The sequence below is a fragment of the Peribacillus sp. NPDC096540 genome (assembly GCF_050278525.1).
In the GTDB taxonomy this organism is placed as follows: Bacteria; Bacillota; Bacilli; order Bacillales; family DSM-1321; genus Peribacillus.
Genome location: NZ_JBNNTG010000010.1, coordinates 95,132 through 110,549, shown reverse-complemented (window position 1 = coordinate 110,549; position 15,418 = coordinate 95,132). Strand labels below are relative to the sequence as shown.

Below are 15,418 nucleotides of genomic sequence, written 5' to 3'. Positions count from 1 at the left end.
AGTGAAGAGTTTTTCTCATATTGACTTTTTTCAATTCTATTAATTTGATATTACAGGAATTTAACTTTTTGAAATAAACCCTTTTATATTGTCTTGCTGTCAATGATCTCTTTCCACGGTTATTGTAACGCCTCATTTACGTTGATTAAGCTCGATCCTTTTTTGCTAATCATCAATAACCGCTTTTATAGTATCGAACCCTACACCCTCAACACAGACAGAGGTTCTTTCTAAATAGTTAGCAGTTTCTCGATAATATTGGAAGTATGGACCTGTAATTTCTATAAACTGTGCACTTATTTTTGCTTTGCATAATAGTTCAGCGGCTTTTGGTACCACCGTTGCCGCCAAGATAAATTTCCCTGTTCCTTTGAGGGTGTTCTTCTCACTGCACGAAAAAAAAGCATTCTTCATATGATGTGTTAAGGGCATGTAGATTTTCACATTTAATTACTAATAAACAAAGGAAGGTTAGGTGCAACAATATGAGGCAATATCCAATATATAGCGTTCTTTTTCAAAACCTTCAGGAAAAAAACATGTCATTTGATGAGGTTTTCAACCATATTGAAAATTTCATGAAATTAAATACATCTGGTAACTACCGATTAATGGTTGGTACAGATTCCCAAGTACATAAAACACATACAGTTTTTATTACAGGCATTGTGATACAGCGGGTAGGAAATGGTGTGTGGGCATGTATAAGAAAAGTGATGATTCCAAGAAGGATGACTCAATTGCACGAACGTATTTCTCAAGAATTATCATTAACTGAGGAGATCGTGTCGATGTTTACGGAAGAAAGAAAAAATCAGTTAATCAATATTGTACTACCTGCTGTATATCACGGGGCAACATTTACAATGGAAGGTCACATTGATATTGGTACTGGCAAACGGAACAAAACAAGTGAGTTTGTAAAAGAAATGGTAGCTAGGATGGAATCCATGGGAGTAGAACCAAAAATCAAACCAAATGCTTTCGTTGCTTCAAGTTACGCAAACCGGTATACAAAACATGAGTAAATGTAAACAAAACAGCTTGTAATATTCATGGTTTGATGAACATTTGCGTCCAATAAGTGCTATATTGAAACATGAACTAGTAGCTTTTCCTACTCCAAGTTGCGTGTAATCTTTACAAAAAACAATACCGTTTAAAATTGGAATATACCCCCATAACCTGTTCTCCTTTATCTTCTGCCCACCATTATAAGCTTCACAAACCAAATAAGTAATTACCCAAAAGCAGAAATAGTTATAAAGTTTATTATTAACTCCCTAAATAATTAATTTTTATTTTCCAACTCCAAGTTTTGTGTCAACTGAAAATTCTTTAGTTCTATTTTCTAGTGTGAAATTAATCCATCCACTATCATTACCTAATTGATTAACTGTATTTTCTAATGCTAAAAGCTTTGACAATGAACTCTGTATGTCAGCAGTAACTATTGATTGTAGGTAGCTTTTCATTTTTATTCCCTACCTCATATAGTGGAAGCTCTTCTATATAGTGTAAGTTTCTCATAAGATAAGTGATGGATGATGAATAAAGACTTAGCTGTAAGCAAAATTGGATTGCAACGCTTAAATGATTTCTTTTTTTCATGATGTAAAAGGGTAAACGCTACTTTTGAAGCAATAAATATGAACAATCTATGTATACTCCAATAAAAATTAAAAATAATTATGAAATTACCAATATTTTTCTTTTACTACTGTCATACTTGTTGTAATATAAATGTAACAATTGTAACAATAATTGCATTATCGTTACATAAGTATCCTTATTAGGGATTGGGGAGAGAAAATATGAATAAATTTTCAGGTATGCTATTATCCATCATCATTCTTTTTTGTACAATGAGTACAGGAGTTACAGCACAAAATACATCACAGAATTTATCTGACACAAATGCATTAAAGATAGCCGATAAAGCCAGCAAACATTTCTGGAATGCATTACATGGATACAATAATCAATCATGTTTACAAAAAACATTTAATTATAAAGGTACAGAGTATTCTTACCTTTGCCAAGAATTTAATACTAAAGACAAGCTAGTTAAATACTTAACTGAAACATTTACTAATAGTGCAGTAGAAAAAGGGTTGACAAAATATAAATATATTACGTATAAAGGGAAATTAGCTCGTCCTATAGGAGACGGTGACAGCATGTTAGAATGGCGGAAAGCAAAAATTAAATTGGTCTATCAAAAACTCAACGTTAGATCTTATAAATTAATTGTACCTACTGTTGATGGTGAGACCGTCAATCGAACAGTTACCTTTTACAAGTCCGGATCTACGTGGAAAGTAAATCAGTTCGATGCAGTTCAATAAAAAATAGCAAAAATAAAACACCTCTTATCCGTATAGTTAAAACTATATAACAAAAGAGGTGTATTTTTTATTAGAAATATGACTCATTACTGTTTGAATGGAAATGTACACCTAAAATAAACCTCGCCTCGATGTATTCAAAACCGGCAGTAGAAGGTACAAATATAGAAAATGGGATGTCTTTCTGAAAAGTTTAAAGTTTGTTGAATCATTAGGTTCCTGTACTATTGAATCAGGGGGATTTAATAAGAAGTTTCTATAAGAAAATCACCATAAGTTTTCTAATTTAAGGATATGTTATAACTTTTTGAACTTTACTAATATATAAAACAGTAACAATTACCACAGCCGTCTCGAAAGATGGATGGACTGTTTGAATGGTGTAGCAAAGTATTTGCAGCATTTTCTGGCGTGGTTCCACTATTTAGATAACAAGGAATATGAGAACACAAATAAAAAATAAATGTAGGCACCTTGCCTGGTTTCTGTAAACGAGACCAACACCAAACTTCGAGGTTCAGTGTATTCTTGTTGAATTAAAAATTATCTACAAAAACCAACGGAATTTTTATATTGATTTAATAGTTCTACACGCTGCGAAATTCATAAAATCAGGATCATTTGGAGGATGGTAAAGTGTCAAATAAAATAAACAGTTACATTGACTATCCAATGGCAAAAATTCCAGGTGGGGAAATAGAATTAAGAGACGATAGAATAAAAAGTAAATGGAAAGCTGAAATAAGACCCTTTCTTCTCGCCAGGTATCCTGTAACTATGGATCTATACTATGCTATTACAAATAAATCATCTTTTAACGGAAATCTAAAACCGGTTGTGAATATTTCTTGGAATGATGCAATTTCTTTTTGTAATCTACTTTCACAGAAAGCTGGACTGAAAGAGTGTTATTCTATAAGTAATGATAGTGAAAACATTATTTGTGATTGGGAATCAAACGGCTATAGACTTCCTTCAGAAGCAGAGTGGCAATATGCATGTAAAGCAGGAACTACTGGTTATAGATACGGAGAGCTTGATAAGATTGCCTGGTATAATAAAAATTCGGGTGGTAAAATCCATGAAGTTGGAAGAAAGGAACCAAATGCATGGGGTCTGTATGATATGTTAGGAAATGTTTGGGAGTGGTGTTGGGATATATATGATGAACAAGTGTACGGATCCTACCGAATTTTCCGAGGTGGTAGCTGGGCTGAAGAGACCAGGGGTTGTGGAGCTTCGTGTCGTCGTCGTAGCCATCCGTCATTTTTTATAGACGACCTTGGATTCCGTCTTGCCCAATCTTTTTAACTTCTACAAACAAGCCAACTTTCAAGGTTTTACAGCTCAACAAACGGTAACGATTGACCAATTAACCGCCCTATTGAGGGAGTTTTTACTTGGTCATAAATCAACATTAAGATTTTACAAAGCCAAATTTAAAACCCTGTGATTTTTCGTAATAAAGCGTCGATGGACAATTGGCAAGCTTTCCAGCAAATACATTTGAAATATCCTTCTCATTCCGTAGCAGCTTACTTTATAAAAGTTTTGCTTCAACATACCTCTTTACTCTCCCTCCACTTGACAATATGGGTACTTACAAATGTTAATGTTACAACACAAAACTTTCAAAGCACGTCACCACACTCCAAAAAAAAGCACAGCAAGTATGCTGTGCACAGACTGTAGAAAAACTCGATAAATAATTGAGTTTTTCTACAGTTTTTTTGAGGATTTGTAAAATTTGAACGTTGATTTCCATTCCAGGCACTCGCTTTCCGCGGGCGGTCCGGGTGCCTCCTCGGTGCCCTTTTCGCCTGTGGGGTCTCTCTTGGACTCGCTTTTCCCGCAGGAGTCTCGCACCTTTCGTACCAATCAACTTTGTTTTAACATTTAGATAGAACCCCCTTTTGCCAACAGCGGGTATGCTGTGCTTTAACGAATTTTTGCTTTTCGAAAACCTTTATAGGATTCCAAGACTGTAAAAAATACATCGATTAGAATGACTCCCCAGTAAATCGAGCTTTTCCATTCATTGATAGAAAATAGATTCGAGATATACGTAATGAATTCGTGGGTGAATAAATTCGGATTACTGATGATGATAATAAATGTTATAGTGGATAGTAGCTGATAAATGGCATTGAACAAGGCAAGTTTTAGCGTCCATTGTCCTACGAGTAACTTGTAAATTGCTAAGATGACGCCTATGATAATGATGCAAAAAATCAGCGGCCAATAGGAATTCAATACATCTTGATTAAAAGAAGGTGTCACAAAAATAAGGCCGTTATTTCTACCTTCATAGACACCTAAGAGGTTGGCTGCATTGAAATAAACGGCAGCGAATACAGAGATACCCAACAAACTTCCGAAAATCTCAATCTTAGGAATTACTTTTTTCTTAGAAATGTTCGGAATATGTTTTAATTCCTCTGGAGTCCATCGTTTCAAACTTTTTGTTAAAGGCATCTGATCCTTTGAAGTATCTGTGCGTTCTAAAATGGCAAATAAAAGCGTTAACCAAAAAAACACCTGGATACCTGTACTGATGATACCCGCTATCCCTTTTCCGATTAACATGATAACTACTTCTATAACCGTTTTTTCACCAATATCACCAAACACATTATCTCCTATAAGTGCAATCAAGGAAATCACGGCTGCGATTGGTAAAATCATTTTTAATAGACTGATATATACATCATAATAACGTGGTCCAATCAAGTGCATCGGTCGATCACGATAACCACTTGCCAGTGTAACCGGATCTCCTAATTTTAAAAGGACTTCTTTCACGTCTTGCTCGGTATAATCGTCTGGAAGCATATCTTCGATTGTAGAATGGAGCTCTAGCCCAATATCCTTTCGGTTTTTCTCTGGTAGTCTGCGGGTAACTTCCTGAATATAAAGTTCAATCAGTTCAATCAGTTCCATCGTCTTCCTCTCCTTTTAATAATATATAAAGCTCCTGAGATGTTTTTTCCCATTCCTTCTTTAGTTGAATGAAAATTTTGTTTCCATAATCACTTAAAATATAATACTTGCGTGGTCTGCTCTCTGTAGTATCCCAGCTACTAGTCACCAATTCTTGTTTTTCCAGGCGTCGAAGCAATGGATATAACGTACTTTGATCAATCGTAATTCCCGACTTCTCTAATCGCTGGACAAGAGAGTAACCATATTGGGGGTTCTTGAGCTGACTTAGAACCGCTAACGTCAAAGTTCCTCTACGGAGCTCTGTTGTTAATGAATTCAGTAAAGTGCTCACCCACTCACCTCTTCTCTATACTATGTGACGTACACTATGCTTTATACTATGTATCATACACTATTTTAGTTCCTACACCAACAAAAAATGTAAATATTTTCTGAAGAATGATTATATATTTGGATTTAGAGGCACAAAAAAAGAGAAGCGATTTACGCCTCTCTGCATTTCGTTATTAAATCATACAAGAATGACCCATAAAATCATCGTGGTAATTATCGTTACCACACCCTGTAGCAATGTTGCCATCGTTTGTGCTTTGTAGGCATCCGTTACTTTCATTCCACTAAATTGGGTGACTACCCAGAAGAAGCTATCATTTACATGGCTAACAGTCATCGCACCTGCTCCAACAGCCATAACAACCAGTGCAAGTGGGACAGCACCTTCAATACCTAGTGTTGGTAGCATTGGTGCAATCAGTGATGATGTAATGACTAATGATGCTGTGGATGACCCCTGAGCTGTTTTCAAACCAGCTGCAATAAGGAACGGAACTAACAGGAACAAAGCTCCACTAAAGATGCTTCCAAGATCCCAACCTTGAATGATGTCAGCGATACCTGTATTTTTAATGACTGTTCCAAAAGCCCCGCCTGCTCCTGTAATTAATAAAATTGGGGCTGCATCTAATAAGGCTGTCGCAATCCAATTTGTTAACGTTTCTTCATCATATTTTGGTAGCAAGGTGAGTGCTGAGATAACACCGACAAGCAACGCAATCACGGGCTGGCCTAAGAAAATGAAAAATGAAGCGATACTTCCTTCTGTGCCTAGCAGAGTTAAAACCGAACTAACTCCAATTAGGACAATTGGTAAAACAATCGGTAAAAAGGATTGAAAAGCAGATGGCATTTTCCCAAATGAACGAACAATCTCATCATAATCGTAGTCCAAATCATTTCGATCATCTTCTACCTCTATTTTGCTGGCCACTTTTATTGACCATAAATATCCAGCAAGTGCCGCAGGAATAGCGGTAATAAGCCCTATTAAAATGACAGTTCCTAAATATCCATCTGCTCCTATATTTCCTGCTGCTGCAATTGGACCGGGAGTAGGCGGCACGAGCGTATGTGTTGCATACAAACCAGTCGCAAGCGCAACTGACATTGAAGCAACAGCTACTTTTGCTCGCTTTGCCAAGGCTTTTCTTAAGCTGGATAGAATTACAAATCCAGAATCACAAAAAACAGGTATTGATACAATAAAGCCAATCATACTCATCGCTAGCTGAGGTCTTTTAGGACCAACAATCCGAAGTACAACCTCTGCCATTCGTAAAGCTGCTCCTGCCTTTTCCAAAATAGTTCCAATAATTGTTCCAAAAACGATGACAAGCCCAATGCTTGTCATTAAACCGCCAAATCCCCCGTTTATATTCTCTACAATTTGGTCTAGAGGCATTCCTGAAGCAAACCCAACAAACAAGGTTCCTAATAGAAGCGATAAGAACGGATGTAGCTTAAATTTAGTTGTTGCAAATACAATCAAAAAAACTCCGATGGCTAAAACAATAAATAACATTTGATAACCCCCTATTTTTTATTTTTCAGAAGAAGCTAAAAAAGTGCGCATAACTTGCTCAGCTGAAACCTCTAAAAATTCAGCCCCTCTTTCCATAGCTTCCTGTAACGGCATGGGAGCGTTTACAAGACTATGAACGCTAGTAATTCCATGATTATATAAAACGTCAATACCTGTTCCAATTGAACCAGCTAAGACAAATACGGGAATACCCTGCTTTTTCGCTTCTTCTGCCACTCCCATGGGTGTTTTACCTGATGCAGTTTGGTAATCGATTTGTCCTTCACCAGTAAAGACACAGTGAGCTCCACGGAGTTTTTCTCCAAGTTTGGTATATTCAATAACGATATCGACGCCTCTTTTCGTTTCGGCAGAGAAAAAGGCTTGGAATGCACCGCCAATTCCGCCTGCAGCACCAGCCCCTGCTTTATTATGCAAGCGAATACCTGTCTTGGTTTCTACCAAATCAGCCCAAATTGATAAAGCTTTATCGAGAATTTCCACCATGACTGGTGTTGCCCCTTTTTGTGGACCAAATACAGAAGAGGCCCCATCAGGTCCGACCAATGGATTTTGAACATCTGATGCGATTATAAACTCACATTCTGCTATTCTTGAATCAAAATCTTGTGTATTTATTTCCACAATTCGTGATAATTCCCCCCCTCCGAATCCAACCGATTTCCCTTCTAAATCTAATATTTTCATTCCTAAAGCCTGGAGCATTCCTACTCCGCCATCATTGGTAGCGCTTCCACCAATTCCTAAAATGAATTTTCGGCATCCATCATTCAATGCTTTTTGAATGAGCTCGCCAGTTCCATATGTAGTGGCTATCATTGGGTTCAGTTTATTTGACTCGACTAGACATAAACCGGAAGCACTTGCCATTTCAATCACACATGTTTCCTGATCTCCCAAGATTCCATATGCAGCCTGCACGTTATCAAGTAATGGTCCTTTTACTGTAACTTCGACTTTCCGACCATTTGTTGCAGCAACAAGACTATCCATTGTACCCTCGCCGCCATCCGCTACGGGGACTATTACTGTCTCTGCTGCTGGCAATACCTTTTTGACTCCCCGGTCTATTGCTTGCGAAGCCTCTAGTGCTGTCAAGCTTCCTTTAAAGGAATCTGGTGCAATAACAATTTTCATGGTCAGGCCCCCTTCGAATAAATTTAATATTAGGTTTATTATAATCTTCAGAAATATTTAAATCATCGTTCAAGCTATACAAAAAATTAGTATGACATATTTAGATTTTTTGGCTATACTACATAGAAATAATTATCTTTATTTGCCTTTTTCATTATTATCTGAATTTAATAAACTACTAGTATTAGAGTGGGTTCGAGTATGTACCTTAAAGCACTTATATAAAAATTAAATGCTTAGTTAATAAAAATATAGCTACACTTACTCTATCTCAGCAGTAAAACTACCTAAAAAACTATTTAAGGATGACTTATATGCTAACTCAAGAAATCGCAAAGGAAATTGTTAAACAAACTACTATTAGACTCAATCGAAATATCAATATTATGGATGAGAAAGGAACCATTATTGCTTCAGGGAATCCTGATCGTATTAACCAAGCGCATTTTGGAGCAATAGAGGTACTTAAAACCGGTAAACCTTTAATTATTCATGAACAGGATCGCCATCATTGGCTAGGCGTACTTCCTGGTATTAATTTACCCATAGAGTTCCAGAAAGTAATTATTGGTGTTATCGGGATCACAGGAGACCCCGCAGAACTCAAGGAGTTTGGAGAATTAGTGAAAATGATTACAGAAATGCTGCTTAATCAATCATTTATGGCAGAACAATTCGAGTGGAAACAGCATTTGAAGGAACTCTTTTTGAAGACTTACTTAAGGAAACGATTAATCAAAATTCGATAGATCAGCGGCTCAACCTGATTGGAATGAAATTAGAACCTCCTTTTCAAGTTGGTATTTTGGAAATAAAATTGAATCCGTTAAAAAAAAATGAGGTGATCCAACTATTAGAATATGTTTTTGATACACAACACACCCTTATTGGATTCTTAAACGTTAATCGAGTATTCGTACTAACTTCTACCCTTTCTGAAAAATTAATGAAGCAAAAAATGAATACAGCTATCCATCAATTAATCGCAAAAAGATTTTCTTTGCGGGTTGGGATGGGTTCATTAGCGGAAACCGAATTAAATATATGTCACTCATACCACGAAGCCGAATCAGCCCTGTTACTCGGCGACGACAATCAGACTTTAACTACATATACAGAAGTGGAAACCAAAGCCCTTTTGGACCGAATAGATGCTCGAACGAAACAACAATTTCAAGAAAGAGTATTGGGTAGCTTATCTGAAAAACTGATTGAAACACTCCAACAATTTTTCCTTTGCAACTTAAATATCGGAGAATGTGCAAAAAGTATGTACATTCACCGTAATTCTCTTATTTATAGAATCAAAAAAATTAAGGAAATCACTGGTTATAATCCTCAGGAGCTAAATGATGCAATAACCTTACAGTTAGCCATTTGGGTCAAACAAATACAGCGGAAAGTTTGATTTTTATTGAGTGATGAAGTTTTACCTTCAATCTAATTATGTTCAATCCCTGTTTAAAAGTCTGAAGTAAATTTTTGTATAAATAATCGAAGTACCGAGTAGATTAACAATACATGATTCTTTGCATACAGGAGGGCTAGGATGAACAGCATCGCAAATCTTTTAATTATTCTTGGATTTTCTATTATTTTCTTAATTTTCATTGTGATAGTTATTTTATTAATCTATATGATTTTCTTTGACCGTAGTCAGAAACATCATGCGATTCTAAGGAATTATCCAGTGCTTGGAAGGGTTCGTTACTTTTTGGAAAAGATAGGTCCTGAAATGCGGCAATATTGGTTCAACAGTGATAATGAGGGAAAACCTTTTTCTCGAGATGACTATGAACACATGGTAAAAAGCTCAAAATATTTACGGGATGTCATTGGTTTTGGTTCAAAACGAGATTTCGATGAAGAAGGATTCTTTGTAAGGAATAGTATGTTCCCAAAATTGGCTGAAGAAGAAAAATACGACCGAGAAACAAAAGTGATGACTAAAAGATACATCCTTATGAAGGATCCACTTTTTTCACAACGAGAAGAAACATGGGGAGATGAAGAATCCTCTGCATATTTATTAGATGATGAGGATGCTGTAATTATTGGTCCGAACACAAAGAATCCCTTTAAATTAAAAGGACTTATCGGGATGTCTGCTATGAGTTATGGATCATTGGGGAAGAATGCCATAACTGCTTTGTCTGAAGGATTAGCTTTAGCAAAAGGCTCATGGATGAATACAGGAGAAGGTGGCCTTTCCCCTTATCATTTAAAAGGCGGGGTCGATATTATTATGCAAATAGGACCAGCCATGTTTGGAGTTCGTGATAGGAAAGGCGAAATGGATTGGGATGAGTTAAAAAGAAAAAGTGAAATTCCTGAAATCAAAGCCTTTGAGGTTAAATTAGCCCAAGGGGCAAAAACTCGCGGAGGTCATATCGATGCTGAAAAAGTAAATCCTGAAATTGCTGAGATTCGTAAGGTTGAGGCATACAAATCAATCGATAGTCCGAATCGATTTCATCAATTTCATGATGTAGAATCATTGTGTGACTTTGTCGAAAAAATCCGAAATCATACAGGCATACCGGTTGGTATTAAGATGGTTATCGGTGGAAATGATAGTGTTGAAAAACTGGCCAAATATATGAAAGATACTGGAAAAGGTCCAGATTTCATAACATTGGATGGCGGAGAAGGAGGGACAGGTGCTTCTTATCAAGAATTGATTGATAGCGTAGGGTTGCCTATCAAATCAGCTTTACCAATCCTAGTTTCAACTCTTGAAAAATATGGCGTCCGAGATCAGGTAAAAATCATTGCCTCTGGTAAGCTGTTCACTCCTGACCGAATTGCCATCGCTTTAGCTATGGGAGCTGATCTTGTCAATATAGCCCGTGGCTTCATGATTTCAATCGGATGTATACAGACTATGAAATGTCAATCCAATGCTTGTCCTGTCGGGGTTGCAACGACTGATCCAGAATTGCAAAAGGCACTTGTCATTGATGAAAAGAAATACCGGGTCGTAAATTTTCTCGTTACCCTAAGAAAAGGACTATTCCGAATATCAGCAGCCGCTGGTTTGGATTCTCCCGTTCATTTCCAGCCAATGCATATTAGCTATAAGGACGACAAAGGAATCGTCACGTCCCTTGAAAATATTCTAAATGAAGTAAAGGGACAAATAAGAGTAAGTAAATAGTTGTAAAAGTACTAAACCACCGCCTATTTTGTTGATAGGCGTTTTTTTGTCGGAGTCCTCTCTTCCATTTCCTTCGAGAAACGAAAAGGAGGATCTCTTATTAAAGATCCTCCTTTCAGTTTGTAGACAAAAGAGGTTCTATCTAAATTTTATATCAAAGTTGATTGGAGCGGAAGGTGCGAGACTCCTGCGGGAAAAGCGCGTCTAGGAGAGACCCGCAGGCGCAAGCCGAGGAGGCTCCCGGACCGCCCGCGGAAAGCGAGTGCCCTACGTTCCAATCAACGTTCAAATTGTACAAGCCATAAAAAAACTGTAGGCAAACTCGATTTTCATCGAGTTTGTCTACAGTCTGAACAGCTCATATATAATGTGCTGTTTAAACCGAATTAAATTAATAAATCGAAATAGGATGAAGAATTATAAGGATTGATAATACCATATGCCTTCACGTTTGAATTTTCTGCATTGGTCATTTGAAAAGAGGTATTCAAGGTGTGCTAAGGTTTCACCAACCGCAAACCGTGATTCGTGAATAGATAAATTTTTAAAAAGGACATTGCACGCGGTGTTAACGGTTATCGGCTCCTTCATGTTTTCAAAAACTTCATTTAATCGATCTTGATGGTGATCCAATAATTCCACAATTCTCTTATTGGCATTCCTAAAAGGAGTTCCATGCGAAGGAATGACATACTCAACGTCGAGCTTTTGTATTTTTTTCAAAGAAGTAAAAAAAGCTTCTAATGGATTGCTGATGCCTCGAAACCAATAAGAAATATTTGGAGAAATCTTAGGCAAAATATGATCTGTTGAGAAAAGGACACTATTTTCCTTATTATATAAGGTAATTAGCCCGTCTGAATGTCCCGGTGTAAAAATCACTTCATATTCAAACTTGCCAAAATATATCTTCATTCCTTCTTCAAGGTGATGATTCACAGTAGGATAGGGTTTTACCTGTGGGAAAAAGGTACTTTCATCACTAGTCAAGGCAGATGCTTTATCATCTATAATGCCACATGCATCATAATTGCCCTTAAGAAATTGTAGTGATTCAGGTTCCCAATATGTCGTCCCCGCCAATTCATCCACTTGTGTCATCCAAACATCTGCACCTGTTAATGCTTGTAAAGTTCCAGCATAGCCGAAATGATCCGGATGATAATGAGTAAGTACGATATCGTTAATATCATGTTTTTCAATTATGGGTTTCCATATATCCCTTGATACTTTGTTATTCAATCCTGTATCAATAATTGTCCACCCTTTTTCACCTTCTGCTAGAAAACAATGAACGTGGTCCAACCTAAAGGGCAATGGAATGGTAACTTGAGTAACTTCCAATTCATTCAGCAAGTCTAATTCTCCTTCCAATTTAGCTATCGAATATCTTCTCGGATTCCCATCCCCTTTAATAAGATTAAAATATTTTATCTTCAAGTAATCAGGAGATTCCTTTTAAGAGAGACTGTTAGGTTATCAAACTCTTCCAGCAACTAATTAATAGAGGTAACTGTTAAATAAAGTATATAATTTATTAATTCGACGTGTTCGCTGATATTCCTCTAATCAATTTCCCTAGATTTATCGGTAAAAGGTAAAACTATTAAATTACTATTTGCATTTAATAGTTTGAGTTGCTGTATAGAGCTAATATTCCTACAATACGTTCATCTTAAATCAAATTCAATTGTTATAGAAATTATTCTATTAGAGGTCATTTTGCTGGCTAATTCCATTTAATCAACGCATATGCTACTAGATAATTTAATGAAAAAAAACCGCCATCACTATATAATGGCGGTTCTTCGCTTTACTTATCTTCCTCGATTGTTTCAACAAGAATAAATAGAAAATTATAGATTAGACTAAAAGCTTCGCCTAATGACATGTCTTCTCGAAATCCTTTAACATTATTCAATGCAAAATTCACGTCCCATAGCCCATCACCTTGGTTGAACATCAAACTGAATGACCCGATACCGCCTTGAAGCTCCTTATTTAAAAAGGCTTTTAAAGCATCTCCTATTTTTTTCTGGAACTTTAATCCGAACATGGCGTTGTAAGTACTGAATACATCATCAACTTCCAATGAAAGTGCCTCAACCCCGATTAGTTCGAACCATGAAGATTCAAAGTAAAGGAATTCCTCTATATTTATTTTTAAAAACTCAATTGGTTGAGATAAAAATGCGGCAGTTTCTTCAGAAATCAGTTCTTCGCTTTCTTTATTACTGCGTTCGATATAAGCATCAGCAAAGCGGGAAGTGTTTTCTTTTTCTACTATAGTAATATCGTCAGCGATTAATTTATGTTTCTCTGCATACTCCAATTCTTCTTTAAACAATTCCACCTTGTTTTCACTTAAAGTTTTTGATATGTATGCTTCCATTTGTTTTTTTAACATGATATGTCCTCCTAGTATCTTTTCAACCCGATCTGTTCAATCATAGCATATTCATAACAGATAAAATAACTATGTGAAAAAACAATTAAAATATCGGTTGTGGCAATCGTTTGGTGTCTTCGATATAGTTATACTAGAGGGTTTTATACAAATGAAAGAAATGAGATGTTAAACATGCAAAAAATCATTATAGTAGGAGCAGGAATTTTAGGAGCTTCCACGGCCTATCAGCTTGTAAAAATGGGAGCCGATGTGGTCATTGTTGATCGCCAAGATAGAGGACAGGCCACCGCTGCCGCCGCAGGCATCGTATGTCCATGGATATCGCAACGGCGTAATAAAGATTGGTATCACCTTGCTAAAAATGGTGCGCGTTTTTATCCCAATCTAATTGAAGCACTTGAACGAGACGGGGAAACAGAGACTGGCTATGCCCAAGTAGGGGCTATCAGCTTACATACGGATGAGGAAAAACTGCTTGCCATACAGAAACGAGCGACAAAACGAAAAGAAGATGCACCTGAGATAGGGGATATTACTTTGCTCAATGCTAAGGAAACGAGTACCCTATTTCCACCTGTTTCCGGCGAATATGCTGCTGTCCATATAAGTGGAGCTGCACGAGTCGATGGACGGGCACTTCGTGATTCATTACTGCGTGCTTCACAAAAAAACGGAGCGAAACTTATGTATGGTGAGGCTGCTTTGAAATATAGCGATTCACAGGTAACAGGTGTAACAGTTGATGATGAAGTCATTACTGCCGATAAAGTAATTGTATGTGCGGGAGCATGGGCTAAGCAGTTACTGGAACCATTAGGAGTCAATTTTCAAGTCAGCTTTCAAAAAGCTCAAATTATTCATCTAGGATTGCCAGGTACAAACACAAATAACTGGCCGGTTGTCATGCCGCCTAGTGATCAATACTTGTTGGCTTTCGATGATAATAAAATCGTAGCTGGTGCAACACATGAAAATATGGAAGTATTCGATAACCGAATGACCGCAGGAGGTTTGCAGGAAGTGTTTAATAAAGCATTAAATACTGCGCCTGGTTTGGCAGATAGCACGTTTATTGAAGCAAGAGTAGGTTTCCGGCCCTTCACTCCTGGCTTCCTTCCTGTAATTGGTCCTTTACCTGGTTGGGAAGGCATCATAGTTGCTAATGGGCTAGGTGCTTCCGGTTTAACAATGGGTCCTTATATCGGCTCTCAACTGGCAAATCTTGCACTTGATAGGGAAATAGACATCGAATTAGATAAGTATGAGGTGAAAGGTGCTCTAGGAATATAACTTCTTGTATTGGTACCACTCAATGTATAAATACACGAAATCAAATAGATCAAGAATATGAACAGTGCCCCAGGAATAGGCGAATGACAATAGTAATAACTTTGATTTACCACCAAATGACCCCGGAATTTGTCCAGGGTCATTCTTTTCTGTTTGCAATCGTACTTCAGTTTCGAATTCAGAGAAATTAAAAAAAAGACAAATTCTCGTTCCAAACCGAAAGGCAGGAAAAGAATTTATCTTTAATAGTTTTT

At 36.9% G+C, this 15,418-nt stretch carries 15 protein-coding genes and 1 pseudogene; 8 read left to right on the top strand and 8 right to left on the bottom strand.

From position 1 onward, the window contains the following. Window positions 1-165 precede the first annotated feature (165 nt). Entirely contained in the window at window positions 166-351 is a 186-nt protein-coding gene (locus tag ACQKMR_RS11560; protein WP_427697422.1) for a hypothetical protein, read from the bottom strand. 134 nt (window positions 352-485) lie between these two features. Between ACQKMR_RS11560 and ACQKMR_RS11555 the strand changes: the two genes are divergently transcribed. Continuing rightward, window positions 486-1,028 carry a ribonuclease H-like YkuK family protein gene (locus ACQKMR_RS11555; protein WP_427697421.1) on the top strand — a complete coding sequence of 181 codons (543 nt, stop codon included), beginning with the start codon at window positions 486-488 and terminating at the stop codon, window positions 1,026-1,028. Window positions 1,029-1,298: 270 nt separating this feature from the next. On the opposite strand, the gene ACQKMR_RS11550 is transcribed toward ACQKMR_RS11555, so the two are convergent. Then, complete coding sequence (locus tag ACQKMR_RS11550; protein WP_427697420.1) at window positions 1,299-1,475, bottom strand: hypothetical protein; 177 nt, start codon at window positions 1,473-1,475, stop codon at window positions 1,299-1,301. 339 nt (window positions 1,476-1,814) lie between these two features. Here ACQKMR_RS11550 and ACQKMR_RS11545 point away from each other — a divergent pair, with 339 nt between their 5' ends. The 3 genes and pseudogenes from ACQKMR_RS11545 to ACQKMR_RS11535 all read left to right on the top strand — a co-directional run bounded on the left by ACQKMR_RS11545 (window position 1,815) and on the right by ACQKMR_RS11535 (window position 3,659). Then, window positions 1,815-2,348 (top strand): IseA DL-endopeptidase inhibitor family protein, encoded by a 534-nt coding sequence (locus ACQKMR_RS11545; RefSeq protein ID WP_427697419.1) that lies wholly within the window; start codon window positions 1,815-1,817, stop codon window positions 2,346-2,348. A gap of 328 nt (window positions 2,349-2,676) precedes the next feature. Then, window positions 2,677-2,830: pseudogene (locus ACQKMR_RS11540) on the top strand (IS1595 family transposase); the annotation flags it as partial. Window positions 2,831-3,020: 190 nt separating this feature from the next. Further along, entirely contained in the window at window positions 3,021-3,659 is a 639-nt protein-coding gene (locus ACQKMR_RS11535; RefSeq protein ID WP_427697452.1) for a formylglycine-generating enzyme family protein, read from the top strand. Window positions 3,660-4,286: 627 nt separating this feature from the next. Here ACQKMR_RS11535 and ACQKMR_RS11530 read toward each other — a convergent pair. From ACQKMR_RS11530 to ACQKMR_RS11515, 4 genes are all read right to left on the bottom strand, one after another. Beyond that, window positions 4,287-5,279: an HAAS signaling domain-containing protein gene (locus ACQKMR_RS11530; RefSeq protein WP_427697451.1), complete on the bottom strand. Its 993-nt coding sequence runs from the start codon at window positions 5,277-5,279 to the stop codon at window positions 4,287-4,289. Continuing rightward, a complete protein-coding gene (locus ACQKMR_RS11525; RefSeq protein WP_427697418.1) occupies window positions 5,275-5,622 on the bottom strand; it encodes a PadR family transcriptional regulator in 348 nt (115 codons plus the stop codon). The genes ACQKMR_RS11530 and ACQKMR_RS11525 overlap by 5 nt, the downstream gene beginning before the upstream one ends. A 180-nt stretch (window positions 5,623-5,802) precedes the next feature. Further along, window positions 5,803-7,149, bottom strand: coding sequence for a GntP family permease (locus tag ACQKMR_RS11520; RefSeq protein WP_427697417.1), 1,347 nt, complete (start codon window positions 7,147-7,149; stop codon window positions 5,803-5,805). A gap of 18 nt (window positions 7,150-7,167) precedes the next feature. Further along, window positions 7,168-8,307 (bottom strand): glycerate kinase, encoded by a 1,140-nt coding sequence (locus ACQKMR_RS11515; RefSeq protein WP_427697416.1) that lies wholly within the window; start codon window positions 8,305-8,307, stop codon window positions 7,168-7,170. A gap of 314 nt (window positions 8,308-8,621) precedes the next feature. On the opposite strand from ACQKMR_RS11515, the gene ACQKMR_RS11510 reads away from it, so the two are divergent. From ACQKMR_RS11510 to ACQKMR_RS11500, 3 genes are all read left to right on the top strand, one after another. Continuing rightward, window positions 8,622-9,056, top strand: a complete 435-nt coding sequence (locus ACQKMR_RS11510) for a sugar diacid recognition domain-containing protein (RefSeq protein ID WP_427697415.1) — start codon at window positions 8,622-8,624, stop codon at window positions 9,054-9,056. Next, entirely contained in the window at window positions 8,987-9,715 is a 729-nt protein-coding gene (locus ACQKMR_RS11505) for a PucR family transcriptional regulator (RefSeq protein ID WP_427697414.1), read from the top strand. Before ACQKMR_RS11510 ends, ACQKMR_RS11505 begins: the two co-directional genes overlap by 70 nt. A 141-nt stretch (window positions 9,716-9,856) precedes the next feature. Then, a complete protein-coding gene (locus ACQKMR_RS11500) occupies window positions 9,857-11,464 on the top strand; it encodes an FMN-binding glutamate synthase family protein (protein WP_427697413.1) in 1,608 nt (535 codons plus the stop codon). Window positions 11,465-11,881: 417 nt separating this feature from the next. Here the strand turns inward: ACQKMR_RS11500 and ACQKMR_RS11495 are convergent, their stop codons facing one another. After that, window positions 11,882-12,820, bottom strand: coding sequence for an MBL fold metallo-hydrolase (locus tag ACQKMR_RS11495; protein ID WP_427697412.1), 939 nt, complete (start codon window positions 12,818-12,820; stop codon window positions 11,882-11,884). Window positions 12,821-13,277: 457 nt separating this feature from the next. Beyond that, entirely contained in the window at window positions 13,278-13,871 is a 594-nt protein-coding gene (locus ACQKMR_RS11490; RefSeq protein WP_427697411.1) for a branched-chain amino acid aminotransferase, read from the bottom strand. Between the two features lie 174 nt (window positions 13,872-14,045). Between ACQKMR_RS11490 and ACQKMR_RS11485 the strand changes: the two genes are divergently transcribed. After that, the gene (locus ACQKMR_RS11485; protein ID WP_427697410.1) at window positions 14,046-15,164 is read left to right on the top strand and encodes an NAD(P)/FAD-dependent oxidoreductase; all 1,119 of its coding nucleotides are present in this window, start codon (window positions 14,046-14,048) and stop codon (window positions 15,162-15,164) included. Window positions 15,165-15,418: the final 254 nt, after the last annotated feature.